This is a genomic window from Streptomyces sp. NPDC058257 (assembly GCF_042881845.1).
In the GTDB taxonomy this organism is placed as follows: Bacteria; Actinomycetota; Actinomycetes; order Streptomycetales; family Streptomycetaceae; genus Streptomyces.
Genome location: NZ_JBHVXJ010000010.1, coordinates 150,734 through 173,701, shown reverse-complemented (window position 1 = coordinate 173,701; position 22,968 = coordinate 150,734). Strand labels below are relative to the sequence as shown.

The 22,968-nt window shown below is 69.3% G+C and carries 24 protein-coding genes and 1 riboswitch; of the genes, 18 read left to right on the top strand and 6 right to left on the bottom strand.

The genetic code is table 11. The annotated features are described in order from the left end of the window. Positions 1 to 30: 30 nt before the first annotated feature. Entirely contained in the window at positions 31 to 1,512 is a 1,482-nt protein-coding gene (locus ACFVXC_RS24215; RefSeq protein WP_389908376.1) for an RDD family protein, read from the top strand. A gap of 181 nt (positions 1,513 to 1,693) precedes the next feature. Next, a complete protein-coding gene (locus ACFVXC_RS24210; RefSeq protein ID WP_389908373.1) occupies positions 1,694 to 2,386 on the top strand; it encodes an RDD family protein in 693 nt (230 codons plus the stop codon). Between the two features lie 95 nt (positions 2,387 to 2,481). Here the strand turns inward: ACFVXC_RS24210 and ACFVXC_RS24205 are convergent, their stop codons facing one another. Beyond that, positions 2,482 to 2,775: a hypothetical protein gene (locus tag ACFVXC_RS24205; protein WP_389908699.1), complete on the bottom strand. Its 294-nt coding sequence runs from the start codon at positions 2,773 to 2,775 to the stop codon at positions 2,482 to 2,484. 476 nt (positions 2,776 to 3,251) lie between these two features. On the opposite strand from ACFVXC_RS24205, the gene ACFVXC_RS24200 reads away from it, so the two are divergent. Continuing rightward, positions 3,252 to 5,666: an immune inhibitor A domain-containing protein gene (locus ACFVXC_RS24200; protein ID WP_389908370.1), complete on the top strand. Its 2,415-nt coding sequence runs from the start codon at positions 3,252 to 3,254 to the stop codon at positions 5,664 to 5,666. A 147-nt stretch (positions 5,667 to 5,813) separates the two neighbouring features. After that, entirely contained in the window at positions 5,814 to 6,152 is a 339-nt protein-coding gene (locus ACFVXC_RS24195) for a hypothetical protein (RefSeq protein ID WP_389908367.1), read from the top strand. A 306-nt stretch (positions 6,153 to 6,458) separates the two neighbouring features. Here the strand turns inward: ACFVXC_RS24195 and ACFVXC_RS24190 are convergent, their stop codons facing one another. Then, entirely contained in the window at positions 6,459 to 7,043 is a 585-nt protein-coding gene (locus ACFVXC_RS24190; RefSeq protein WP_389908364.1) for a nicotinamidase, read from the bottom strand. Positions 7,044 to 7,254: 211 nt separating this feature from the next. After that, complete coding sequence (locus ACFVXC_RS24185; RefSeq protein ID WP_389908361.1) at positions 7,255 to 8,583, bottom strand: nicotinate phosphoribosyltransferase; 1,329 nt, start codon at positions 8,581 to 8,583, stop codon at positions 7,255 to 7,257. 80 nt (positions 8,584 to 8,663) lie between these two features. Here ACFVXC_RS24185 and clpS point away from each other — a divergent pair, with 80 nt between their 5' ends. From clpS to ACFVXC_RS24135, 10 genes are all read left to right on the top strand, one after another. Then, positions 8,664 to 8,978 carry an ATP-dependent Clp protease adapter ClpS gene (clpS, locus tag ACFVXC_RS24180; RefSeq protein ID WP_389908358.1) on the top strand — a complete coding sequence of 105 codons (315 nt, stop codon included), beginning with the start codon at positions 8,664 to 8,666 and terminating at the stop codon, positions 8,976 to 8,978. Between the two features lie 11 nt (positions 8,979 to 8,989). Continuing rightward, the gene (locus ACFVXC_RS24175) at positions 8,990 to 9,586 is read left to right on the top strand and encodes a DUF2017 domain-containing protein (RefSeq protein WP_389908355.1); all 597 of its coding nucleotides are present in this window, start codon (positions 8,990 to 8,992) and stop codon (positions 9,584 to 9,586) included. Positions 9,587 to 9,938: 352 nt separating this feature from the next. Beyond that, entirely contained in the window at positions 9,939 to 11,408 is a 1,470-nt protein-coding gene (locus ACFVXC_RS24170; protein WP_389908352.1) for an amino acid permease, read from the top strand. A gap of 85 nt (positions 11,409 to 11,493) precedes the next feature. Beyond that, positions 11,494 to 11,916, top strand: a complete 423-nt coding sequence (locus ACFVXC_RS24165) for a Mov34/MPN/PAD-1 family protein (RefSeq protein WP_389908350.1) — start codon at positions 11,494 to 11,496, stop codon at positions 11,914 to 11,916. Then, a riboswitch (cobalamin riboswitch) is annotated at positions 11,880 to 12,036 on the top strand. It overlaps the preceding gene by 37 nt. Before the next feature lie 42 nt (positions 12,037 to 12,078). Continuing rightward, positions 12,079 to 13,041 carry an ABC transporter substrate-binding protein gene (locus tag ACFVXC_RS24160; protein WP_389908347.1) on the top strand — a complete coding sequence of 321 codons (963 nt, stop codon included), beginning with the start codon at positions 12,079 to 12,081 and terminating at the stop codon, positions 13,039 to 13,041. Between the two features lie 59 nt (positions 13,042 to 13,100). Beyond that, entirely contained in the window at positions 13,101 to 14,156 is a 1,056-nt protein-coding gene (locus ACFVXC_RS24155) for a FecCD family ABC transporter permease (protein WP_389908344.1), read from the top strand. Further along, complete coding sequence (locus ACFVXC_RS24150; RefSeq protein WP_389908341.1) at positions 14,153 to 14,968, top strand: ABC transporter ATP-binding protein; 816 nt, start codon at positions 14,153 to 14,155, stop codon at positions 14,966 to 14,968. Before ACFVXC_RS24155 ends, ACFVXC_RS24150 begins: the two co-directional genes overlap by 4 nt. A gap of 69 nt (positions 14,969 to 15,037) precedes the next feature. After that, positions 15,038 to 15,139: a putative leader peptide gene (locus ACFVXC_RS24145; RefSeq protein WP_336605789.1), complete on the top strand. Its 102-nt coding sequence runs from the start codon at positions 15,038 to 15,040 to the stop codon at positions 15,137 to 15,139. Between the two features lie 133 nt (positions 15,140 to 15,272). Then, positions 15,273 to 15,551, top strand: coding sequence for a MoaD/ThiS family protein (locus ACFVXC_RS24140; RefSeq protein ID WP_389908338.1), 279 nt, complete (start codon positions 15,273 to 15,275; stop codon positions 15,549 to 15,551). A gap of 6 nt (positions 15,552 to 15,557) precedes the next feature. Further along, positions 15,558 to 16,511, top strand: coding sequence for a PLP-dependent cysteine synthase family protein (locus ACFVXC_RS24135; RefSeq protein WP_389908335.1), 954 nt, complete (start codon positions 15,558 to 15,560; stop codon positions 16,509 to 16,511). 128 nt (positions 16,512 to 16,639) lie between these two features. Here ACFVXC_RS24135 and ACFVXC_RS24130 read toward each other — a convergent pair whose 3' ends face one another. Continuing rightward, on the bottom strand, positions 16,640 to 17,101 hold the full coding sequence (locus ACFVXC_RS24130; protein ID WP_389908332.1) for a type II toxin-antitoxin system PemK/MazF family toxin: 462 nt from the start codon (positions 17,099 to 17,101) through the stop codon (positions 16,640 to 16,642). A 224-nt stretch (positions 17,102 to 17,325) separates the two neighbouring features. Here ACFVXC_RS24130 and ACFVXC_RS24125 point away from each other — a divergent pair, with 224 nt between their 5' ends. After that, the gene (locus ACFVXC_RS24125) at positions 17,326 to 18,078 is read left to right on the top strand and encodes an MBL fold metallo-hydrolase (RefSeq protein WP_389908330.1); all 753 of its coding nucleotides are present in this window, start codon (positions 17,326 to 17,328) and stop codon (positions 18,076 to 18,078) included. Positions 18,079 to 18,169: 91 nt separating this feature from the next. Here ACFVXC_RS24125 and ACFVXC_RS24120 read toward each other — a convergent pair whose 3' ends face one another. Together ACFVXC_RS24120 and ACFVXC_RS24115 are read right to left on the bottom strand one after the other, a co-directional pair. Next, on the bottom strand, positions 18,170 to 19,435 hold the full coding sequence (locus ACFVXC_RS24120; protein WP_389908327.1) for a PTS transporter subunit EIIC: 1,266 nt from the start codon (positions 19,433 to 19,435) through the stop codon (positions 18,170 to 18,172). 268 nt (positions 19,436 to 19,703) lie between these two features. Then, positions 19,704 to 21,029, bottom strand: a complete 1,326-nt coding sequence (locus ACFVXC_RS24115; protein ID WP_389908324.1) for a PTS transporter subunit EIIC — start codon at positions 21,027 to 21,029, stop codon at positions 19,704 to 19,706. 166 nt (positions 21,030 to 21,195) lie between these two features. On the opposite strand from ACFVXC_RS24115, the gene ACFVXC_RS24110 reads away from it, so the two are divergent. The 3 genes from ACFVXC_RS24110 (at position 21,196) to ACFVXC_RS24100 (ending at position 22,946) form a co-directional block, all read left to right on the top strand. Then, positions 21,196 to 21,498 (top strand): glucose PTS transporter subunit EIIB, encoded by a 303-nt coding sequence (locus ACFVXC_RS24110; RefSeq protein WP_389908321.1) that lies wholly within the window; start codon positions 21,196 to 21,198, stop codon positions 21,496 to 21,498. A gap of 187 nt (positions 21,499 to 21,685) precedes the next feature. After that, complete coding sequence (rph, locus tag ACFVXC_RS24105) at positions 21,686 to 22,426, top strand: ribonuclease PH (protein WP_389908318.1); 741 nt, start codon at positions 21,686 to 21,688, stop codon at positions 22,424 to 22,426. 124 nt (positions 22,427 to 22,550) lie between these two features. Continuing rightward, positions 22,551 to 22,946: a hypothetical protein gene (locus tag ACFVXC_RS24100; RefSeq protein WP_389908315.1), complete on the top strand. Its 396-nt coding sequence runs from the start codon at positions 22,551 to 22,553 to the stop codon at positions 22,944 to 22,946. Positions 22,947 to 22,968 lie beyond the last annotated feature (22 nt).

The following is a 22,968-nucleotide window of genomic DNA, read 5'->3' as shown; positions in this document are numbered from 1 at the left end:
AGACCCCCGAGCAGATACGGGACGACGGACATGAGCGCCCCAACTCCGGCCCCAGGCGACGACAGGCCCCGCGAAGGCTACTACCCCGATCCGTCCATTCCCGGATATGTCCGGTACTGGAACGGCGCGGCCTGGGTGCCCGGGACAAGCCGTCCCGCTCCGACGGACGGAGAGTCGCTCCCCGCGCCTCCGGGATCGGCGCCCGCGTCCATGCCCGCGCCCGCGTCCATGCCCGCGGAGGAGACCGGTCCGCACTTCTTCGACGAAGAGCCCCTGGCGGCGGGCCGCGCTGCCGATGCCGACGCCTCGCAGCACGGTGCCAGGCCCGAACCCGCCTCCGCGTGGCAGGCGGACTCGGCCCGGCAGGCGGGGCTCGGCGGCGAGCAGGAACAGCGGATCTCGTGGGGCGGGCCCGAGCAGCCGAGTGCTCCGGGGGCGGGGGAGCCGCGGGATCCGCGCGATCCTCGGGTGCCGGGTGCGTCGACCCCGGCGGACACCCCCTCCGCCAACTCCTCTCCCTCTCCTTCCCCGGAGACCAACGGCCCCGGCACCGTGCAGATCCGCGCGATCAAGCCGGGCGGGTCGGGTACGCCGCCCCAGCAGGAGCAGCCGTCGGCGGAGGGCACGGTGACGTTCCGCAGGCCCGCCGGGCCGGTGCGCCCCGCCGCGGCCTCACCCGCCACCGAAGGCACCATGGCGATCCGGGCACTGCGCCCGAAGCCGTCCGGTGCGGCGGAGCGGACTCCCGCGCCGCCGCAGACCTCCGTACCTCCCCAGGCCGCGGCGCCCGCGCCGACGCCCGCACCCGCCCCCGCACCCGCACCCGCCCCCGCTCACCCGTCCGTTCCTCAGCAGGGCGGTGCGCCGGCCGGCTCGGTCTCGCCCATGACCTCGGGGCCCGGCGGCGGCTCGCCCTCGTGGGCGCAGCAGGTGCACCAGCTCGCCGAGGGGGACGGGCAGCAGCAGCCCGTCGTGCCGTGGAAGCCGGTGGCCGACGACCCGTTCCTCGCCATGGCGCGGAACCAGGCGGCGGGGCGGCCCGCGGGGCTCGGCAAGCGGTTCGCCGCGCGGCTCATCGACACGGTCCTCCTCGTGGCCGTGACCGGGGCCGCGGCGCTGCCGCTCGGCACGAAGGCCGCCGACCACGTCGACAGCAAGATCGACGCGGCGAAGATGTCCGGCGAGAAGGTCACCGTATGGCTGCTAGACGGCACCACGGCGGTGTGCCTCGGGATGGTCCTGGCCGTGCTGCTCCTCTTCGGCGTCCTCTATGAGGTGCTGCCCACGGCCAAGTGGGGTCGGACGCTGGGGAAGAAGGTCCTCGGCCTCCAGGTGAGGGACATGGAGGAGCACGAGACGCCGTCGTTCGGGGCCGCGTTGAAGCGGTGGCTCGTCTATGTGGTGCCGGGGGTCCTGGTCATCGGGATCGTCGGGGTCCTGTGGTGCGTGTTCGACAGGCCGTGGCGCCAGTGCTGGCACGACAAGGCCGCGGGAACGTTTGTGGCGGGGTAGCCCGCCCCGGGCCCCGGGGCGCCGTCCATCACCGGCTCCGCCGAGTCGGGCCTCGGCCGGAAGGACGGGGGCGGGGCGGCGTCGGCGTCGGCCTCGGCTCGGCGTCGGGGAGAGAGTCGCCTTTAACCCGGACAGCCGCTCGCCGGATGCGCCCCCGGCCCACTCGCGGTCGACTCGCACCATGAGTACCGAACCGCCGCAATACCCGCCGCCCCCCGACGACAACGACCCCTTCAGGAAGCAGCCCCCGCAGGACGGCGGCGGCTCTCCTTACGGCACGCCCCCGCAGGACGGCGGCGGCTCCCCGTACGGCACGCCCCCGCAGGACGGCGGCGGCTCCCCGTACGGCACGCCCCCGCCACCCCCGCCGTACGGCGGGAGCGGAGGCGGGGATCCCTACGGCGGCGCCGGTGACCCCCTCGCCGGTATGCCGCCCCTGGCGCCGAGCGGCAAGCGCGTACTCGCCCGCATCCTCGACATGATCATCATCGGCGTGATCGTCTGGTTGCTCTCCTGGGCCTTCGGCACGAGCGAGCTCGACGTCGACCCGGACAAGGTCCAGTACGGGAAGAGCTTCGGGCAGTCGCTGCTCGCCGCCGTGCTCTACATCGCGTACGACACCTTCATGATCTCCAAGACGGGCCAGACCCTGGGCAAGAAATGGCTGGGTCTGAGGGTCGCGAACCTCAATGACGGAGCGACCCCGACCCTGCAGACCGCGCTCGTCCGCGCGGCCGTGCTCTGGCTGCCGTTCGCCTTCTGCTGTGCCTGCATCTGGACAGCGATCTGCGGCGGCTGGAGTTTCTTCGACAAGCCCTACAAGCAGGGCCTGCACGACAAGGCGGCCAAGACGGTGGCGGTCAGCACCGGCTGACGGCGGAGGGCACGGCTACCGCGGCGGCAACAGGTGCGGCAACAGGTGCGGCAGCACAAGCGGTACAAGCGGCAGAAGCGGCGGGCTCGTGATCCTCACGGGCCCGCCGGCTCGTGTACGGGCTCGGCGAGCACGGAAGTGGCGGAGCGCTGGACCGGAACGCGGCCCTCGGCGGCCAGCGGGGCGGGGGCGGCCTGCGCGGCCGGTGAGGCGGCGGGTTTCGGTTGGGGAACCGTCATGGCAACGAGCAATCCGAGGCCGAGCGCGGCGACGGCTATCACCGCGACACCGACGCCCGAACTCGTCTGGGAGAGCAACAGCATGGCGAGGGTGGAGAAGATGACGGTCAGCGTGCCATAGGTGACCTGAGCAGGGGTCGGGCGAGGCAGCGACATGGGACGAGGCATGGCGTAATCCGTCCTCGGGGAAGCGGATGCGGGGGTGGTCGAGCCCAATATGAAGCTGTAACGCGAATCAAAGGGTGCTCGGCTGCGGCGGCTTGATATGTGCCGCCTCGCACTGTGGCGCACCGACGAATGACTCTAATCCGCTGCATGCCCGACGGGAACGGGCAGTAAGCGTGACCTAACCCACGGTGCGGCAGCACGGGGGGCGCACGGGTTCATGACGTCCACCAAGTGGACGGTGGGGCGCGCCTGTTGACCAAGCCTGCGGGCGGGCGCACACGTTCGGATAGCGGACCTCCAGGCCTGCATAGTGCACTTGGCCTGTTCAAGTCAAGGTCTGTCTTTTCTCCCGTATCTCCGGTCGAATGTCGTCACTTGTGACGCGTATCGCGCGCGGACCTCCTCCGACCGGGGCTCTCGGCCCGCCTTCGCGCGGACGCGGGGGAGGACAGCATCAAGTGACAGTCAGAAGACGGACGTTCAGAGCCACCGCGGCTGCCGTGGCGATGGCCGCGGCAGCCGCCACGTTCTCGGCAGCCACCGCGTCGGCCGACGACGCGGGGTCCACCGGGGCTCCCGCCATCGACCGGCAGGACCCGAGCAGGGCCAAGGCGCAGGTCGACCACGACCTCGACGGGCCCTTCAGTAAGCAGCAGGCGCAGCAGCGCAAGGCGGCGCTTCAGCAGGTCGTCGCGGGCGACGCCACGGTGCAGAAGCGCGGCGGCTCCCAGGTCGTGAAGCTCGACGACAAGAAGTACGTCGAGCTGGGCCGGGAGAAGACCGACAAGATCTTCACGATCCTGGTGGAGTTCGGGGACAAGGTGGACGACACCACCATGTACGACCCCGACGGGCCGGACGGACCCGAGGCGCCGGTCAAGAAGTACGGCGGCAAGGCGGGACCGGCGCACAACAAGATAGCCGAGCCGGACCGTGCGAAGGACAACAGCACGGCCTGGCAGAAGGACTACAACCAGAAGCACTTCCAGGACCTGTACTTCGGGAAGGGCAAGGACTCCAAGGGCAAGACCAAGGAGTCCCTGAAGACTTACTACGAGAAGACCTCCTCCGGCCGTTACTCGGTCGACGGCGAGGTCTCCGACTGGGTCAAGGTCGACTACAACGAGGCGCGGTACGGCTCCAACTACTGCGGCGACACCAACTGCCCCAACGTCTGGGACGCGGTGAAGGACGGCGTCACCGCCTGGACCAAGGACCAGAAGGCCCAGGGCCGCACGGACGCCCAGATCAAGGCGGACCTCGCCAAGTACGACCTCTGGGACCGTTACGACTTCGACGGCGACGGCGACTTCAACGAGCCCGACGGGTACATCGACCACTTCCAGCTCGTGCACGCGGGCGAGGACGAGTCGGCAGGCGGCGGCGCCGAGGGCACCAACGCCCTCTGGGCGCACCGCTGGTACGCGTACGGCAACGACGCGGGCAACACTGGGCCTGGCGACAACAAGGCGGGCGGCACGCAGATCGGCGACTCGGGCATCTGGGTCGGCGACTACACGATGCAGCCGGAGAACGGCGGACTCGGCGTCTTCGCCCACGAGTACGGCCACGACCTGGGCCTGCCCGACCTGTACGACACCACGGGCAAGGGCGAGAACTCGGTCGGCTTCTGGTCGCTGATGTCGGCAGGATCCTGGCTCGGCACCGGCAAGAACGCCATCGGTGACCTGCCCGGCGACATGACCGCCTGGGACAAGTTCCAGCTGGGCTGGCTCGACTACGCCAAGGCGAAGGCCGCGACGACCTCCGAACACAAGCTGGGCGTCTCGGAGTACAACACCCGCCACCGCCAGGCGCTCGTCGTCGACCTGCCGAAGAAGGCCGTCACCACCACGGTGACCAAGCCGACCGAAGGCTCCAAGCAGTGGTGGAGCGACCAGGGCGACGACCTCAAGAACACCCTGACGCGCTCGGTCGACCTGACCGGCAAGTCCAAGGCCGAGCTCTCGCTGGACGGTTGGTGGGACATCGAGGCCAACTACGACTACCTCTACACCGAGGTCTCGACGGACGGCGGCGCCAACTGGACGCCGGTGGACGGAACCGCGGACGGCAAGCCCATCCCGCGCGACGCCGGTGACAAGCCCGCGTTGACCGGTGCCTCGGGCGCGTTCAAGAAGCTCGCGTTCCCGCTCGACGCTTACGCCGGCAAGAAGATCGACGTCCGCTTCCGTTACTCGACGGACGGCGGCGCGGGCGGCAAGGGCTTCGCGGCCGACGCGCTCGCGGTCACCGCGGACGGCGCCAAGCTCTTCGAGGACGGCGCCGAGGGCGGCGACAACGGCTGGACGGCGAAGGGCTTTTCGCGCATCGGTGAGTCCTTCACCAAGAAGTACGACCAGTACTACCTCGCCGAGAACCGGCAGTACGTGTCGTACGACAAGACCCTGGAGAACGGCCCGTACAACTTCGGCTTCTCCAAGTCCCGTCCGGACTGGGTCGAGCACTACGCCTACCAGACCGGCCTGATGGTCTGGCAGTGGGACACCTCGCAGAAGGACAACAACACCAGCGCGCACCCCGGCCAGGGCCTGATCCTTCCGGTGGACGCGCACGCCAAGCCGCTCAAGTGGGCGGACGGCACCCTGCTGCGGAACAAGATCCAGCCGTTCGACGCGCCCTTCAGCAAGTACGCGACGGACAAGTTCACGCTCCACAACGCGGACGTCGCGCTGAAGATCAAGTCCCAGAAGGGTGTCCCGGTCTTCGACGATCACAAGGGCACCTACTGGTACAAGGAGAACGGCACGGGAAGTGTCAAGGTCGCTGACACCAACACCCAGATCAAGATCGTCAAGCAGCCGAAGGATGGCTCTTCGATCACGGTCCAGGTGGGCCCCTCCAAGAAGTAATTAGCGTTTTCGCAGGTCAAGCCATGATCGGCCGTCGCCCTCTAGCGGGCGACGGCCGATCGTGTTTAGGTGCGTCCTGTGGATTTCTTATTGACACGGGGTCCGGCCAGGGGCCCCGTGCGACGTCTCACGGGGGTGTGATCAGCCATGTCCGCAGGAGGTTTCAGCAAGCTGCCGAACGGCAGTGTGGTGGTGGCCTTGACGCTGCCGAGCCCGGTCATGGGCGGCGGCGATGTCCGGATGATCGTCCACGCGGTGAACCGTGCGAGGGCGCTGACGCGCCTGCGGAATCTGGGCATGCGCGCCGTCTATCTCCGGGGCAACGCCGAGCCGCCGACGCCGGACGAGATCACGGCGGTCCTTCATCACCCGGACGGGCTGATATGGCGTACGGCGCCGGACGGCAGGGACGAGCTGTGGCACCCGATAAGAGCGCTGAAGCGCCAGAGACCCGGCCACCCGGAGGCCAGCCCTTCGGGTGTGTGAGGGTCGCTCTGCGGCTCTGCGGCTCTGCGGGCTCTGTGGCTCTGCGGGCTCTGTGGCTCTGCGGGCTCTGTGTGGCCCCGTGCGTCGCTGTGATGGACCTGCGGGCCGGTGGGGGCTGGTCGCGCAGTTCCCCGCGCCCCTGACGGGGCACAGCCTCGCGCCCCCTGACGGGGCACAGCCCCGGGCCCCCTGACGGGGTACAGCCCCGAGTCCCCTGACGGGGTACAGCCCCGCGCCCCCCCTGACGGGGCAGGGCGGCCCAGCGCCCCCCCTGACGGGGCACAGCCCCAAGCCCCCTGCGAGGCTCTAGACCACCGGCTTGCCCGACAGCTCCACCCCGGCCGCCCGCAGCTCCTCCAGGGTCCGCTCCGTCGTCTCCTTGGAGACGCCCGCGGTCAGGTCGAGCAGGACCGTCGTGCCGAAGCCCTCCCGCGCCGCGTCGAGCGCCGTGGCGCGCACACAGTGGTCCGTGGCGATCCCCACCACGTCCACCTCGGTGATCTTCCGGTCCCGCAGCCAGTCCGCCAGCGTGACGCCGTTCTCGTCGGCGCCCTCGAAACCGCTGTAGGCGGCCGAGTGGGCCCCCTTGTCGAAGACCGCGTCGATCGCCCCGGACGCGACGACCGGCGCGAAGTTCGGGTGGAACCCGCCCCCCTCCGTGCCCGCCACGCAGTGCGGGGGCCAGGAGCGGACGAAGTCCGGCTGGTCCGAGAAGTGGTCCCCCGGATCGATGTGGTGATCGCGGGTGGCCACCACGTGCCGGTAGCCCGCGGGGGCCTGCCCGATCAGCTCGGTGATCGCGGCGGCCACATCGGCTCCCCCGGAGACCGCGAGGCTGCCGCCCTCGCAGAAGTCGTTCTGCACATCGACGACGATCAAGGCGCGGCGCATCGGGTGTCCTTCGGTTCGGCAACGACTCGTAGGCTCGTAGGCGTGAGGGGCTCGGCCGGATGAACCGAGCGTAGAGACTTCGAACGCGTTGCGGGAGTAGGCGTTCGAGCGCCCTCCTCCGCGCTCCGGCGCACAATCGGACGTAACCCGGCGGGCAGGCGTGTTCCGCCAGGTCAGACGTACCCCGCCGGGTCAGACGTACTCCGCCAGGTCAGACGTACTCCGTCGGGATGACCGCGTCGCCCTTGGACAGCTGCGTCGCCGACAGCGGAAGCCGCTCCCGCGCCGCCGCGTGCCGGTCGCGCACGGTGTCGAGCGGCTCGCGCGCCACCACCTCACCGCCCTTGACCAGCTCGACGAGGAGCTGGTGGTCGGCGAGCTCCACCGGCACCGCGCCCGTGCCGATCACCTCGGCCTCGGCGACCCCGTGCTCGTCGGGCCGCCGGGCGGCCCACTTGCGTCCGCCCACGGACGATTTGGCGCCGAGGGACTTCTTGGCCACCGGCTCAAGGGGAGCCTTCGGGTCCGCCGAGTGGGCGCGGGCCACCAGCTTGTAGACCATCGAGCAGGTCGGGTGCCCGGACCCGGTGACGAGCTGCGTGCCCACGCCGTACGCGTCCACGGGCGCCGCCGCGAGCGAGGCGATGGCGTACTCGTCGAGGTCGGAGGTCACGACGATCTTCGTCTTCGTGGCGCCGAGCTCGTCCAGCTGCTGACGCACCCGGTGCGCGACCAGGAGCAGGTCACCGGAGTCGATGCGCACGGCGCCCAGCTCGGGCCCGGCGACCTCGACGGCGGTGCGGACGGCCTGGGTCACGTCGTACGTGTCGACGAGCAGGGTCGTGCCGGGGCCGAGCGAGTCGACCTGGGCCTGGAAGGCGTCGCGTTCGTTGTCGTGCAGGAGGGTGAAGGCGTGGGCCGACGTGCCGACCGTGGGGATGTCGTAGCGGAATCCGGCGGCCAGGTCGGACGTGGTGGCGAAGCCGCCGACGTACGCGGCGCGCGACGCGGCGACGGCAGCCAGCTCGTGCGTGCGCCGGGCGCCCATCTCGATCAGCGGGCGCTCCCCGGCGGCCGATGCCATCCGGGAAGCGGCGGCGGCGATCGCCGAGTCGTGGTTGAGGATGGAGAGGATCACCGTCTCCAGGAGCACGCACTCCGCGAAGGAGCCCTCGACGCGCAGGATCGGCGAGCCCGGGAAGTAGACCTCGCCCTCCGGGTATCCCCAGATGTCGCCGCTGAAGCGGTACGCCGCGAGCCACTCCAGGGTCGCCTCGTCCACGACACGGCGCTCGCGCAGGAATCCGATGACGTCGGCGTCGAAGCGGAAGTTCTCGACGGCGTCGAGGACCCGGCCGGTTCCGGCCACCACTCCATAGCGGCGCCCCTCGGGCAGTCTGCGCGTGAAGGCCTCGAAGACGGAGCGCCGATCGGCGGTGCCGGCCTTCAGGGCGGCCTGCAGCATCGTGAGCTCGTAGTGATCCGTGAAGAGCGCGGTCGACGGAACATCCACCGGCAGCCCAAGGTCCGCTGTGTTCATACGAAGGATGCTACCCCGCATCTCGTCACTCTGACGATTTCCTGAGTCCATTTGTGCGAGCACCCCCTGCGGGTGGCAGCATGGGGCAAGTGAGTACGGCTCCCGCAGAGATCACCCGCCCCGAATCGGCCGAAGAGACCTTCGCCGTGCCGGAGCCGGATGTCCCATGGATCACGCTCGTCCACAACGACCCGGTCAACTTGATGAGTTACGTGGCCTATGTGTTCCAGTCCTACTTCGGGTACTCGAAGGAGAAGGCCACGAAGCTGATGATGGACGTGCACCAGAAGGGCCGGGCCGTCGTCTCCACCGGCTCCCGCGAGGAGATGGAGCGCGACGTACAGGCCATGCACGGTTACGGCCTCTGGGCCACCCTCCAGCAGGACCGGAAGTAGCGACGTATCTGATGCCAGGACAATTCGAAGCCATTCCCGGGGGCGGCGCGGCCGTCGCGCTCGACGAGGTCGAGATCTCGATCATCCGGTCCCTCGCCGTGCAGCTCCTGGAGCTGATCGGCCCAGGACCGGCCGAGGACGCCTCCGACGACCCCCTCGCGGAGCTGTTCGCGGAGGGCCCGAGCGAGCCGCCCGCCGACCCGGTCCTCCAGCGGCTCCTGCCGGACGCGTACGGCGGCCCCGGCAGTGAGAAGGCCGACGAGGACGAACTGCGCGCCTACTCGTCGGAGTTCAGGCGCTTCACCGAGAACGACCTGCGGGCCAAGAAGCGCGACGACGCCCTGGTGGTGATCCGCTCCCTCGACGCCATGACGTCGAAGGGCGAGGGCGGCGCCGTCCTGAAGCTGTCCACCGACGAGTCGCGGCACTGGCTCGGCGCGCTCAACGACCTGCGCCTGGCGATCGGTGCCCGCCTCGAAGTGACCGACGAGGACGACACGGACCTGCTCTTCCAGCTGCCGGACTCCGACCCGCGCAAGCCGATGGTGATGGCGTATCTCTGGCTCGGCGGCTTGCAGGAGACGCTGGTGGGCACGCTCATCGGTTAGAAGTCACACCGCGACTCCCGCAAAGTCGGTGTATAGGGCAGCGGTTACCCTGCGTTCGCTCAGCGGACGCTCAAATCCGGATAACGATCGCGTCACTCCGCCGGCCACCTTTGGCGCGGCGGGGGAATTTTGTCCGCTTCTTCTCGTGACGTGGGCCACACGTGGCCCCGTCGATCACTGTTGCGCCCGTGATAAATCTTCACGACCACTCGGTGACGCCACCCATGTCACGGGGTGGCGCTCGGGCCGGCGGACCGCCGGTAGCACTCCATCCATATCCGGGGGGATCAGGACCTGACCCGTGGCCATACGCAGTCTGCGGGCACGGATCAGCGTGGAGAAAGGCGTCACCATGACCTCAGCGCAGGTCGAAGAGCATCACGACGGCAATGAGGCCGACGGCACGGGCGGTGCGCCCGGCTCGTCAGGCGAGGGATATCAGCGCGGGCTAGGCGCCCGGCAGATCCAGATGATCGCGATCGGCGGTGCCATCGGCACCGGCCTGTTCCTCGGCGCGGGCAAGGCCATTCACAAGGCCGGACCGAGCCTCATCCTGGCGTACGCCATCGCGGGCCTCGTCATCTTCTTCATCATGCGGGCCCTGGGCGAGCTGCTCATGTACCGCGCCGTGTCGGGCTCCTTCTCGGAGTACGCGCGTGAATTCATCGGCCCGTTCTTCGGGTACGTGACCGGCTGGACGTACTGGCTCTTCTGGGTCGTCACCGGCATCACGGAAGTCACGGCGGCCGCCCAGTACATGCAGTACTGGACACACGACGCCATCCCTCAATGGGGATACGCGCTGATCTTCACGGTCATCCTCTACGGCGCCAACCTGATCTCCGTGAAGCTCTTCGGTGAGCTGGAGTTCTGGTTCTCGATGGTGAAGGTCACCGCGATCATCGGCATGATCCTGATCTGCGCCGGCATCCTCACCATCGGCTTCTCCGACGCCGGTGACACCGCCTCCGTGTCCCACCTGTGGGACCAGGGCGGCTTCTTCCCCAACGGCATCGGCTCCACGCTGATGACGCTGCAGATCGTGATGTTCGCCTTCCTGGCCGTCGAGCTCGTCGGCGTCACCGCGGGCGAGTCCAAGGACCCGAAGACCGTCCTGCCCAAGGCCATCAACACCGTGCCGTGGCGCATCGCCGTCTTCTACGTCGGCGCGCTCATCATGATCCTCTCGGTCGTGCCGTGGACGGAGTTCGTGCCGGGCGTCTCGCCGTTCGTCGCCGCCTTCGACAAGATGGGCCTCGGCGTCGGCGCCGCGATCGTCAACTTCGTCGTCCTGACGGCCGCGCTCTCCTCCTGCAACTCCGGCATGTACTCCACCGGCCGCATGCTGCGCGACCTGGCGATGAACGGCCAGGGCCCGAAGTTCTTCACCAAGCTCACGAAGAACGGCCTGCCCCTTGTCGGCACCACCTTCTCCGCCGCGCTGATGCTGGTCGGCGTCTGGATCAACTACCAGTGGCCGGGCGAGGCGTTCAACTACGTCGTCTCCTTCGCGACCATCTCCGGCATGTGGGCCTGGATCATGATCCTGGTCTGCCAGATCAAGTACCGCCGCAAGGCCGACCGCGGCGAGCTGCCGCAGTCCACCTTCCGGGCGCCCGGCGCCCCGTACACGAGCTGGTTCGCCCTCGCCTTCATCGCGATGGTGATCGTGATGATGGGCATCGACAAGGACGCGCGGATCTCGCTCTACGCGGCTCCCGTCTGGGCCCTGATCCTGGGCGTCGGCTACCTGATCATGCAGAAGCGCGACCCGCAGTCGTCCGGCGGCGGCAAGACCGAGTCGCAGGACGCGGCGAAGTAGGCGCGGTAACCGCTGGATCCCAGCATGTGGGCCGGCCCGTACCACTCTTCGGTACGGGCCGGCCCTTCTGCTTATCCTGGCTGCCATGCTGACCCTGACCCAGGCCCTCCACGACCAGATCGTCGCGCACGCGCGCCAGGACCACCCCGACGAGGCCTGCGGTGTGGTCGCGGGCCCGGAGGGCACCGGCCGCCCGGAACGCTTCATCCCGATGCTGAACGCGGCCCGCTCGCCCACGTTCTACGAGTTCGACTCGACCGACCTCCTCAAGCTCTACCGCGAGATGGACGACCGCGACGAGGAGCCGGTGATCGTCTACCACTCGCACACGGCGACCGAGGCGTACCCCTCGCGCACGGACATCAGTTACGCGAACGAGCCGGGCGCCCACTACGTCCTCGTCTCCACGGCCGACGCCGACGGCGCGGGCGACTTCCAGTTCCGCTCCTTCCGGATCGTGGAGGGCGAGGTCACCGAAGAAGAGGTGAAGGTCGTCCAGGCATACTGAGCTCACCTTTGAGGCGGCAGGACCCAGGAAGCCGGTGCGAATCCGGCACGGTCCCGCCACTGTGACCCCACCCTCCGCGGGCGGGGCAGTCAGGAACTGACCTGCCGCCTTCTTCTCCCACGACGCAGGGGACGCGGTATCCCCTGGAGGAGGCGCTCAGCCATGCCCCGCCCCATACGCGTGCTCGTAGCCGCGGCCCTGCTGGCCCCGCTCGCCGCATGCTCGTCCGCCGCGGACCCCGCTTCGGACAAGACCGCCGCGAAGGCCGCCGGCTTCCCGTACACGGTCACGAACTGCGGCGTGCGGACGACGTACGAAGCACCCCCGAAGCGCGCCGTGACGATGAACCAGCACGCGACGGAAGTGATGCTGGAGCTGGGCCTGAAGGACCACCTGGCCGGGACGGCGTACCTCGACGACAAGGTCCTGCCGAAGTACGCGAAGGCCTACGCGGACACCCCGGTCCTCGCCAAGGAGTACCCCTCGTACGAGAAGCTCCTGGCCGCGAACCCCGACTTCGTCTACGGCGGCTACGCGAGCGCCTTCCTGGCGGGCGAGGGCCGCGGCCGCCAGGCCCTGGCGAAGTCCGGCATCGAGAGCCGCCTGAACGTCGAGGGCTGCGCGAAGAAGGCCGTGACCATGGGCGACGTCTACCGCGAGGTGCGGCAGGTCGGCTCCACCTTCGGGGTACGGGCGCGCGCCGAGGGGTGGGTGAGCGGCGCCGAACGCGAACTGGCGAAGGCGGCGAAGAAGACGGAGGACCGCGAGCCCGTCCCGGTCTTCGTCTACGACAGCGGCGACAAGACCGCGTTCACGGCGGGCGGCCGGGGCATCGGCAACGACATCATCGAGCGGGCGGGCGGGCGCAACGTCTTCGCCGACCTGGACAAGTCCTTCGGCGACGCGTCCTGGGAGTCGGTGGTCGACCGCAAGCCCGAGACGATCGTGATCCTCGACTACGGCGGCACGACCGTCGCCCAGAAGAAGAAGCGCCTCCTTAACGACCCGGTCCTGTCCGATGTCCCCGCGGTCAAGAACAAGAGCTTCGCGGTACTGCCCCTCTCGGACGCGGTGGTGGGGGTGCGGGCTCCGGGAGCGGTGAGCAAGCTGGCGGACCAGCTGTGAAGGCGCCTTTCGTAACTCGGCCCGTCCGGCGTTCGAGGACGGACCCGGCGAGGCCGGTGATGCACGGCAGCCGGTCCGGGACGGGGCAGCGGCTCCGCTACGGCACGGTCGTCGCGGGGCTGCTGACGGCCCTCGCCGCGGCGGTCGTGGCCGGACTCGCCCTCGGCTCCGTCCGAATCCCCGCGTCAGAGGTCCTGACGATCCTCACCGGCGGCGCGGACCCCTCCCCCTTCCGCACGATCGTCCTGGACGTAAGACTCCCCAGGGTCCTGCTCGGCGCAGCCGTGGGCGCGGGTCTGGCGGTCATCGGCACAGTCCTCCAGGCCCTGGTGAGAAACCTCCTGGCCGACCCCTTCCTCCTCGGGGTCTCCTCCGGCGCCTCCGCCGGAGCCGTCGCCGTCATCGTCCTGGGCAGCGCCTTCGGCATGGGCGCGGGCCTGGCCACCACGGTCACCATCCCGGCCGCGGCCTTCGCGGGCGCCCTGCTCTCCCTGCTGGTCGTCTACACCCTGGCGAGGTCGGGAGGCGGCGGCTTCGCCACCGGCCGCCTGATCCTGGCGGGCGTGGCCGTCTCCTACGTCCTCTCCGCCCTGACCAGCCTGATCCTGATCATGGCCGACAGCGCGGACCACCTGAAGGAAGTCCTGTACTGGACGCTCGGCGGCCTCGGCAGCGCCCGCTGGGACATGCTCGCCCTGCCCGGCGCCGCCCTGATCGCGGGCACGGCGCTGCTCGTGGCCCTGGCCCGCCCCCTTGACCTGCTCCTGGTCGGCGAGGAGGGCGCCACCGTCCTGGGCCTGGACACGGCCCGCTTCCGCGCCGCGGTCTTCGTCCTCGCCTCGCTCCTGACCGGCGTACTCGTCGCCTACAGCGGAGCCATCGGCTTCGTCGGCCTGATGGTGCCGCACGCGGCCCGGATGCTGGTCGGCGCCGCGCACCGGGCGCTCCTGCCGGTGGTGGCCCTGATGGGCGCGGTGTTCCTGGTGACCGCCGACCTCGCCGCGCGCACGGTCGCGGCGCCGCAGGACATCCCGGTGGGCGTCCTGACGGCGCTGACGGGCGGCCCGTTCTTCCTGTGGATGCTGCGCAGAAACCGTACGGAGGCGACAGCATGAGCCACCCGACCCGCCCCGCGGCGACCCTGAGCACCGAGTCCCTCACCTACCGCGTAGGTGACAAGACCCTCGTGGACGACGTCACCCTCCACGCCCCCCAAGGCGAGACCGTCGGCCTCGTGGGCCCCAACGGCAGCGGCAAGACCACCCTCCTGCGCTGCGTCTACGGCACCCTCGCCCCCACCACCGGCCGCGTACTCCTGGACGGCGACGACCTCGCGGCCCGCTCCGCCAAGGACCGCGCCCGCCGTATCGCCACCGTCCCGCAGGACGGCCACACCGGCTTCGAGCTCACCGTCCGGCAGATCGTCGCCATGGGCCGCTCCCCGCACAAGCGCTTCTGGGAGGCGGACACCGCGCGGGACGCCGTCCTGGTCGGCGACGCCCTGGAACGGGTCGGCGCGGCCGACCTCGCGCACCGCGCCTTCGCCGGGCTCTCCGGCGGCGAGCGCCAGCGCGCCCTCGTGGCGCGGGCCCTGGTGCAGGAGCCCGCGGTCCTCGTACTCGACGAGCCCACCAACCACCTGGACATCCGCTACCAACTGGAGATCCTCTCCCTGGTCCGCGGCCTCGGCACGACGAATCTCCTGGCCCTGCACGACCTCAATCTGGCGGCGTACTACTGCGATCGTCTGTACGTTCTCGACGCCGGCCGTCTGGTCGCGGCAGGGCCGCCGAAAGAGGTCCTGACCAGCGAACTCCTTGCCGACGTGTACGGAGTGGCGGCGGAGGTGGCGGTGCACCCGGCCACGGGCGCCCCGACGGTCACCTACCTGCCCCCGGCCGCCTCGAATCTCCCCTCATCCAGGTGATGGACGTAATCCGTCCACCATGCGAGATCACATTCCAGAACCCGGACCGGGAATCGATACGATGACCGCATGGTTCCCCACGACGTGAGCGACAAGATGCCGGGCATGCTGCTCGTTGCGCGTCTGCACGTCGATTTGTGCAGGCTTTCCAGTGCGATCTGTTCGCGCTGACAGCCGCCGCCGTACGGCCGTGAGCCGCGGCGCCACCCCCGCGTAACGCTCTACGCACCCGCACTTACGCACTCGCAGGACCGGGCCGCCGCGCGCCCACCCACGTGACTTCTTCCGACAGGAGCCCCCAGCCATGGCCATCGAGGTCCGCATCCCGACCATCCTCCGCACCTACACCGACGGCGCCAAGGCCGTCGAGGGCAGCGGGGACACCCTCGCCGAGCTCTTCACCGACCTCGACTCGCGGCACGCGGGCATCGCCGAGCGCATCGTGGACGACGGCAAGCTGCGCCGCTTCGTGAACGTGTACCTGAACGACGAGGACGTCCGCTTCCTGGACGGCATCACCACCAAGCTCACGGACGGCGACAGCATCACGATCCTCCCGGCCGTGGCCGGCGGCATGGTCTGATCGCGGATGCCTCGCTACGACTCCCCGCTGGCGGCCGTGGGCAACACCCCCCTCGTCCGCCTGCCGCGCCTCTCCCCATCCGACGACGTCCGCATCTGGGCGAAGCTGGAGGACCGGAACCCGACCGGTTCCATCAAGGACCGCCCGGCACTGCACATGGTCGAACAGGCGGAGAAGGACGGGCGGTTGACGCCCGGCTGCACGATCCTGGAGCCGACGTCCGGCAACACGGGCATCTCCCTGGCGATGGCGGCCAAGCTCAAGGGCTACCGCATCGTCTGCGTCATGCCGGAGAACACCTCGCAGGAGCGGCGTGAGCTCCTCGCCATGTGGGGCGCGGAGATCATCCCGTCCCCGGCGGCGGGCGGCTCCAACACGGCGGTACGCGTCGCCAAGGAGCTGGCGGCCGAGCACCCGGACTGGGTGATGCTCTACCAGTACGGGAACCCGGACAACGCGGGCGCGCACTACGCGACGACCGGCCCGGAGATCCTCGCGGACCTCCCCTCCGTCACCCACTTCGTAGCGGGCCTCGGCACGACGGGCACGCTGATGGGCGTGGGCCGCTTCCTGCGCGAGCAGAAGCCCGACATCAAGATCGTCGCGGCGGAACCCCGCTACGACGACCTCGTGTACGGCCTGCGGAACCTGGACGAGGGCTTCGTCCCGGAGCTGTACGACGCGTCGGTCCTGACGACCCGCTTCTCGGTCGGCTCGGCGGACGCGGTGACGCGGACCCGTGAGCTTCTCCAACAGGAGGGGATCTTCGCCGGCGTCTCCACCGGGGCCGCGCTGCACGCGGCGATCGGCGTGGGCAGGAAGGCGGTGGCCGCGGGGGAGTCCGCCGACATCGTCTTCGTGGTCGCCGACGGCGGCTGGAAGTACCTGTCGACCGGCGTCTACACGGCGACGACGACGGAAGCAGCGATCGAGACGCTGCAGGGCCAGCTGTGGGCTTAGACGCCCGGCAGCACCGGATGGACACCGGCTCCGCCGAGTTCGTCCCCGAACGCCGGACCGGCTGAAATCATTGAACGCCGGACGGGCTGAAGACACTCAGCCCGTCCGGCGTTCTGACGTACAGCCGCTCACCGCGCCAAGTGCCGCACCTGATCCCACAACGCCGGATCCACGATCCCCGCCCGCCTGCGGAACTCCCACACCGGCACGTCCCGCAGCTCGTCGGTCTCCAGAAAGCTGGGCCGCCCCCGCGCGTCCCCCACCGACCCGGGCGGCAGCGGAATCACCCCGGGACGCTCGTCGTGGTACTTGCTGGTGATCTTCGCGACGGCCGCGGTCCCTCCCCGCACGGACAGGACGAGACAGGGCCGGTCCTTGTCACCCGGGCCGTCCTCGTACGGCACCCGCGCCCACCAGATCTCCGCGGGTTTCGGCGCGGGCAGTTGCCGTCGCGGGCCGCGCGGCCGACCCGGCGGCCGGGTGGCCCGCCCACGCGGTCCGCGGCTGCCGCGGCCCCAGCCGTCGATCACCGTGGCGACCCCGGCGAGCACCACCACAGCGGCCAGCGCGAGCCACCACGACGTATCCATACCGCAGACCGTACCGGCGCGCTCCCCGCCCCGCGCGCCCCCCGAACCGGTGACAGAGCAGGTGAGTTCTCCCACAACGGCCCACGGCGGAGGAGCTACCGGCACTTTTGCGCCTTACGCTCGACGGACCGCAGAACTCCTCGAAGAGCCGCTCGCACGCCCCTTCGAGAGCCCCCGCAAGGCCCCCGCACAACCCCCGTTTCGCCCCCGGAGGTTTCCGCTCCATGAAGCTCACCGTCGTCGGCTGCTCGGGGTCGTTTCCGTCCGCGGACTCGGCCTGTTCGAGCTACCTCGTCGAGGCCGACGGCTTCCGGCTGCTTCTCGACATGGGCAATGGTGCCCTGGGCGAGTTGCAGCGCCATGTCGGTCTGTACGACCTGGACGCGATTTTCCTCAGCCATCTGCACGTCGACCACTGCATCGATATGTGCGCCTATTTCGTGGCGCGCTACTACCGGCACGAAGGCGGTCGCTGCGCCCCCATCCCGGTCTACGGACCCGAGGGCACGGAACAGCGCCTGACCACCGCGTACGCCGACACCCCCTCGGCCTCCTCGATGAGCGAGGTCTTCGACTTCCACACCGTCAAGCCGGCCTCGTTCGACATCGGCCCCTTCTCGGTCCGTACGGAGAAGGTGTGCCACCCCGTCGAGGCGTACGGCATCCGTATCGAGCACGGGGGCAAGTCCCTCACGTACTCGGGAGACACAGGTGTGTGCGGCGCGCTCGACGAACTGGCCGCCGACACCGACCTGTTCCTCTGCGAGGCGGCCTTCACGCACGGCAAGGAGAACATCCCCGACCTGCACCTCAACGGCCGTGAGGCGGGCGAGTCGGCCCAGCGCGCCAGGGCCGCACGCCTCCTCCTGACCCACATCCCGCCGTGGACGGACCCCCAGGTGAACCTGGCGGACGCACGGACGGCGTACGACGGCCCGGCCGAACTGGCGAGGTCGGGCCGGTCCTACGAGATCTAGCGTCTGATCCGGCACCCGACGACAGAGCCCCGCACCGTCGATCGTGACGGTGCGGGGCTCTGTTCGGTACGTGCGCGTGTGAGGCTGAGACCTACTTCGACTCGGCCTTCAGGAGCTCGGCGAGCTCCTCGTCGGACTCGCGGCCCGGCGTCGGGAGGTTCCACCTGGTGATCGCGAAGCGGAAGATCACGTAGTAGACGACCGCGAAGCAGAGGCCCACGAGGGCCAGGCCCCACGGGTTGTTCGCGATGCCGAGGTTGAGGAAGAAGTCGACCGCTCCCGCCGAGAAGCCGAAGCCGTCCTTCATACCGAGCGCCCAGGTCAGCGCCATGGAGACACCGGTGAGCACCGCGTGGATCGCGTACAGGACCGGCGCGATGAACATGAACGTGAACTCGATCGGCTCGGTCACACCGGTCACGAACGCGGTGAGCGCGAGCGAGAACATCATGCCGCCGACGACCTTGCGGCGCTCGGGGCGGGCGCAGTGGACGATCGCGAGGCAGGCCGCGGGAAGGGCGAACATCATGATCGGGAAGAAGCCGGTCATGAACTGGCCCGCGGTCGGGTCACCGGCGAGGAAGCGGTTGATGTCGCCGCTCTTGCCCTCGTAGGAGCCCGCCTGGAACCACGGGAAGGAGTTGAGGAGGTGGTGCATGCCGACCGGGATCAGCGCACGGTTGGCGACACCGAAGATGCCCGCGCCCACGGCGCCCGAACCGACCAGCCACTCACCGAAGTTGTGCAGGCCCGCGCCGAGGACCGGCCAGATGTAGCCGAAGACGATACCGAGGAGCAGACCCGCGAAGGCGGAGAGGATCGGGACGAGACGGCGGCCGCCGAAGAAGCCCGCCCAGTCGGGCAGCTTGGTCCGGTAGAACTTCTGGTACAGCAGGGCCACGACGATGCCCATCACGACACCGCCGAGGACCTTGGCGTCCACGGGCGCTTCCGTCATGACTATCTTGCCGTCGACGACCGTCGCGATCTTGTCGAGGTTCGGGTCGGTGAACGTGGCGAGGACGTTCTTGAAGACGAGGTAGCCGGTGACGGCCGCGAGCGCCGTCGAACCGTCGGACTTCTTGGCGAAGCCGATCGCGATGCCGACGGCGAACAGGAGCGCCATGTTGTCGAGGATCGCGTTGCCGCCCGCGGCCATGAAGGAGGCGATCTTGGTGACGAACGCCGGGAAGGAGTCCCGGCCGAGCATGTCGGGGTTGCCGAGGCGGACGAGCAGGGCTCCGGCGGGCAGCACGGCGACCGGCAGCATCAGGCTGCGGCCGATGCGCTGCATGACAGCCATCACGCCGGCGCCCTTCTTCTTGTCGGCCGCGGGGGCGGCACTGGCCGTGGACACAACTTCCTCCAGTGGGGCAAGGCGCCGCCTGGGGACATGGAAGTGGGTGACGGCGGCGTCTCCGGGGGCCGCGGCGGGACGGCCGCGTGGTCTACACCAATAAGTGGTGTAGACCTGTTGTAGCACGGTGAAGGTGACGTAAGGAACCCACGAGTTTTGTGGGGTCCGCCATAACGTGAAATAGACAGGGAAAGGCCCCCGGACACTTTCGTCCGAGGGCCTTCCGGTTAGCCGCGGGCCGGTCAGCGGCGGCGATCTCCTACGGCGGCTAAGCCTTGGTCTGCTCCGCGTCCTGGGCTTCCGTTTCCTCCTCGGGCTCTCGCCCGGGGGTATGCAGGTCGAACTTGCGGATCACGAAGCTGAACAGCACGTAGTACACGACGGCGAAGGCAAGGCCGATCGGGATGATCAGCCAGGGTTTGGTCGCCAGGCTCCAGTTGATGACGTAGTCGATCAGACCCGCCGAGAAGCTGAATCCGTCCTTGACCCCCAGGGCCCACGTCACCGCCATGGAGACACCGGTGAGGACCGCGTGGATCCCGTACAGCAGAGGCGCGATGAAGAGGAACGAGTACTCGATCGGTTCGGTGATGCCGGTGACGAACGACGTCAGACCGACCGAGAGCATCAAGCCGCCGACCATCTTGCGGCGCTCCGGGCGGGCCGCGTGGGTGATCGCGAGGGCCGCCGCCGGGAGCGCGAACATCATGATCGGGAAGAAGCCCGACGTGAACTGACCGGCCGTCGGGTCGCCCGCGAGGAACCGGTTGATGTCACCGTGGACCACCGTGCCGTCCGGCTTGGTGAAGTCGCCGAACTGGAACCAGACGAACGTGTTCAGGAACTGGTGCAGGCCGATCGTGAGCAGCGCGCGGTTGGCCACACCGAAGATCCCGGAGCCCAGCCACCCCAGGTCCACGAGCCACTTGGAGAAGCTGGTCAGCGCGTCACCGATCGGCGGCCAGATCCACACGCACAGACCGGCGAAGACCAGGCCGACGAAGGCCATGATGATCGGCACCAGGCGGCGGCCGTTGAAGAAGCCGAGCCAGTCGACCAGCTTCACGCGGTGGTAGCGCTGCCAGAACCACGCGGCGAGCAGGCCCATCACGATGCCGCCGAAGACCCCTGGGTTCTGGTACGCCGCCTGCGCGACCGTTCCGTCCTTCGCCACGCAGACGCCGCTCCACATCCCCGCGCCGCCGAACGTGGTGTCGGCGGGGCAGTTGTCGGGGAAGGCGCGCAGTACGGCGTAGTAGACGAGGAAGCCCGCGACCGCCGCGAGAGCCGTGGAGCCGTCCGACTTCTTGGCCATGCCGATCGCGACACCGATGCAGAACAGCAGGGGCAGGCCGAGAGTGGAGTCCAGGAGCGAACCGCCCGCCGCGGCGAAGACCTTGGCCACGTTGTCCCAGCCGAGACCGTCGGTGCCGAAGACGTCCGGCTGGCCGAGGCGGTTGAGGATGCCTGCGGCAGGCAGGACGGCGATGGGGAGCTGGAGGCTGCGGCCCATCTTCTGAAGACCCTGGAAGAGGCCGTTCCACCACGTCTTCCGCGGCTTCCTCTGCGGCACCGCTGCTGCGTCGGTACTCATCGGCGTCCCCTCCGGAACAAGCCAGGTTTGGCGGTCGTTGAAAACTGGTGTAGACCAGTTGCGGAACGAGTGCGGTGCCGTCCCGGCAGGAATGGCATGAGGGATCGCACCTTGATCGCCATCATTGGGTACGAGTGCCGTAACCGCCCGCGAAGATGCTCCAACCGTGCGTTACCGTGACAAAGCGGACCTACGGTGTGGTGAGGCCGCGTCCTTTAAGAACAGGGAGAACACCATGGCCACCAAGGCTGAGAAGATCGTCGCCGGGCTCGGCGGCATCGACAACATCGAAGAGGTCGAGGGCTGCATCACCCGCCTCCGCACCGAGGTTCGCGACCCGGAGCTCGTCGACGACGCCGCGCTGAAGGCCGCCGGCGCGCACGGCGTCGTCAAGATGGGCACCGCGATCCAGGTCGTCATCGGCACCGACGCTGACCCCATCGCCGCCGACATCGAAGACCTGATGTGAGCGGCTCACCCAGCTGAACGCGGACACCGAGGGGCCCTTCCCGGGGAACGGGAAGGGCCCCTCAGCCATGTGACATCCACGCGACATCCACGCGACGACCGCGAGCAGCCGCGAGCAGCCGCGGACAGCCGCACGGCAGCCACGCGCGAATAAGGCCGCTCGGCCATCTGCCGATAGGGTCATCCGCATGTCCTCCACGCCCCGCATCGACGGCCGCACCCCCGAACAGCTCCGCCCGATCACCATCGAGCGCGGCTGGAGCAAGCACGCCGAGGGATCCGTCCTCATCTCGTTCGGCGACACCAAAGTCTTCTGCACCGCCTCCGTCACCGAAGGCGTCCCGCGCTGGCGCAAGGGCAGCGGCGAAGGCTGGGTCACCGCCGAGTACTCGATGCTGCCGCGCTCCACCAACACCCGCGGCGACCGCGAATCCGTACGCGGCAAGATCGGCGGCCGCACCCACGAGATCTCCCGCCTCATCGGCCGCTCCCTGCGCGCCGTCATCGACTACAAGGCGCTCGGCGAGAACACCATCGTCCTGGACTGCGACGTCCTCCAGGCCGACGGCGGCACGCGCACGGCGGCGATCACCGGCGCGTACGTGGCGCTCGCCGACGCCGTCGCCTGGGCCCAGGGCAAGAAGATCGTCAAGGCCGGACGCAAGCCCCTCACCGACACCGTCTCCGCCGTCTCCGTCGGCATCGTCGGCGGCGTACCGCTCCTCGACCTGCGCTACGAGGAAGACGTGAAGGCCGACACCGACATGAACGTCGTCTGCACCGGCGACGGCCGCTTCGTCGAGGTCCAGGGCACCGCCGAGGCCGAGCCGTTCGACCGCAAGGAACTGAACGCGCTGCTCGACCTCGCGGTCGGCGGCTGCGAGGACCTGGCCGCGTTCCAGCGCGAGGCGCTCGAAGCAACCAAGTAGGCGGCGCGGGCGGCCGACCGGAAGCCCGGGCAGGCAACCATCGACCCTCCACGAGCGTTCTAACGAGTGCGGGCGCGCGGGCAAAGCCGTGCGCCCGCACCAGCACTCGGGGAGGGACCCAAGCATGGCCGCGCGCCACCGCCGTATCGCCATCGCCATCACATCAGTTCTGATCGCCGTACCGGCGGGCGTCGGACTTGTCGGCTGCAGCGCAGTCGAGAAGGCGCTCGACTGCGTTCAGACCGCGGACGCCATAGCCGACAGCGTCACCGACCTCCAGCAGGCCGTCGAGAAGGCGGGCGACGACCCCACGCAGGCCGACAAGGCGCTCGACGACATCGACAAGAACATCGACGAGATCGGCGACAAGACCGACAACACCGATGTGAACAAGGCGGTCGACAGCCTCGACGAGGCCGTCGCCAACGTCCGCAAGTCCGTCGACAACGGCGACGCGACCCCCGACCTCAGCCCGATCACGGACGCGGCGGGCGAACTGACGAAGGTCTGCACGCCGTAACATCCGCGGGCTTGGATACTGG

Bases quoted from the DNA above. Each gene is read 5' to 3' on its own strand.
- ACFVXC_RS24215 (WP_389908376.1), top strand. From the start codon at position 31: ATGAGCGCCCCAACTCCGGCCCCAGGCGACGACAGGCCCCGCGAAGGC.
- ACFVXC_RS24210 (WP_389908373.1), top strand. From the start codon at position 1,694: ATGAGTACCGAACCGCCGCAATACCCGCCGCCCCCCGACGACAACGAC.
- ACFVXC_RS24195 (WP_389908367.1), top strand. From the start codon at position 5,814: ATGTCCGCAGGAGGTTTCAGCAAGCTGCCGAACGGCAGTGTGGTGGTG.
- ACFVXC_RS24190 (WP_389908364.1), bottom strand. From the start codon at position 7,043: ATGCGCCGCGCCTTGATCGTCGTCGATGTGCAGAACGACTTCTGCGAG.
- ACFVXC_RS24185 (WP_389908361.1), bottom strand. From the start codon at position 8,583: ATGAACACAGCGGACCTTGGGCTGCCGGTGGATGTTCCGTCGACCGCG.
- clpS (WP_389908358.1), top strand. From the start codon at position 8,664: ATGGGGCAAGTGAGTACGGCTCCCGCAGAGATCACCCGCCCCGAATCG.
- ACFVXC_RS24175 (WP_389908355.1), top strand. From the start codon at position 8,990: ATGCCAGGACAATTCGAAGCCATTCCCGGGGGCGGCGCGGCCGTCGCG.
- ACFVXC_RS24170 (WP_389908352.1), top strand. From the start codon at position 9,939: ATGACCTCAGCGCAGGTCGAAGAGCATCACGACGGCAATGAGGCCGAC.
- ACFVXC_RS24165 (WP_389908350.1), top strand. From the start codon at position 11,494: ATGCTGACCCTGACCCAGGCCCTCCACGACCAGATCGTCGCGCACGCG.
- ACFVXC_RS24160 (WP_389908347.1), top strand. From the start codon at position 12,079: ATGCCCCGCCCCATACGCGTGCTCGTAGCCGCGGCCCTGCTGGCCCCG.
- ACFVXC_RS24155 (WP_389908344.1), top strand. From the start codon at position 13,101: ATGCACGGCAGCCGGTCCGGGACGGGGCAGCGGCTCCGCTACGGCACG.
- ACFVXC_RS24150 (WP_389908341.1), top strand. From the start codon at position 14,153: ATGAGCCACCCGACCCGCCCCGCGGCGACCCTGAGCACCGAGTCCCTC.
- ACFVXC_RS24145 (WP_336605789.1), top strand. From the start codon at position 15,038: ATGGTTCCCCACGACGTGAGCGACAAGATGCCGGGCATGCTGCTCGTT.
- ACFVXC_RS24140 (WP_389908338.1), top strand. From the start codon at position 15,273: ATGGCCATCGAGGTCCGCATCCCGACCATCCTCCGCACCTACACCGAC.
- ACFVXC_RS24135 (WP_389908335.1), top strand. From the start codon at position 15,558: ATGCCTCGCTACGACTCCCCGCTGGCGGCCGTGGGCAACACCCCCCTC.
- ACFVXC_RS24130 (WP_389908332.1), bottom strand. From the start codon at position 17,101: ATGGATACGTCGTGGTGGCTCGCGCTGGCCGCTGTGGTGGTGCTCGCC.
- ACFVXC_RS24125 (WP_389908330.1), top strand. From the start codon at position 17,326: ATGAAGCTCACCGTCGTCGGCTGCTCGGGGTCGTTTCCGTCCGCGGAC.
- ACFVXC_RS24115 (WP_389908324.1), bottom strand. From the start codon at position 21,029: ATGAGTACCGACGCAGCAGCGGTGCCGCAGAGGAAGCCGCGGAAGACG.
- rph (WP_389908318.1), top strand. From the start codon at position 21,686: ATGTCCTCCACGCCCCGCATCGACGGCCGCACCCCCGAACAGCTCCGC.
- ACFVXC_RS24100 (WP_389908315.1), top strand. From the start codon at position 22,551: ATGGCCGCGCGCCACCGCCGTATCGCCATCGCCATCACATCAGTTCTG.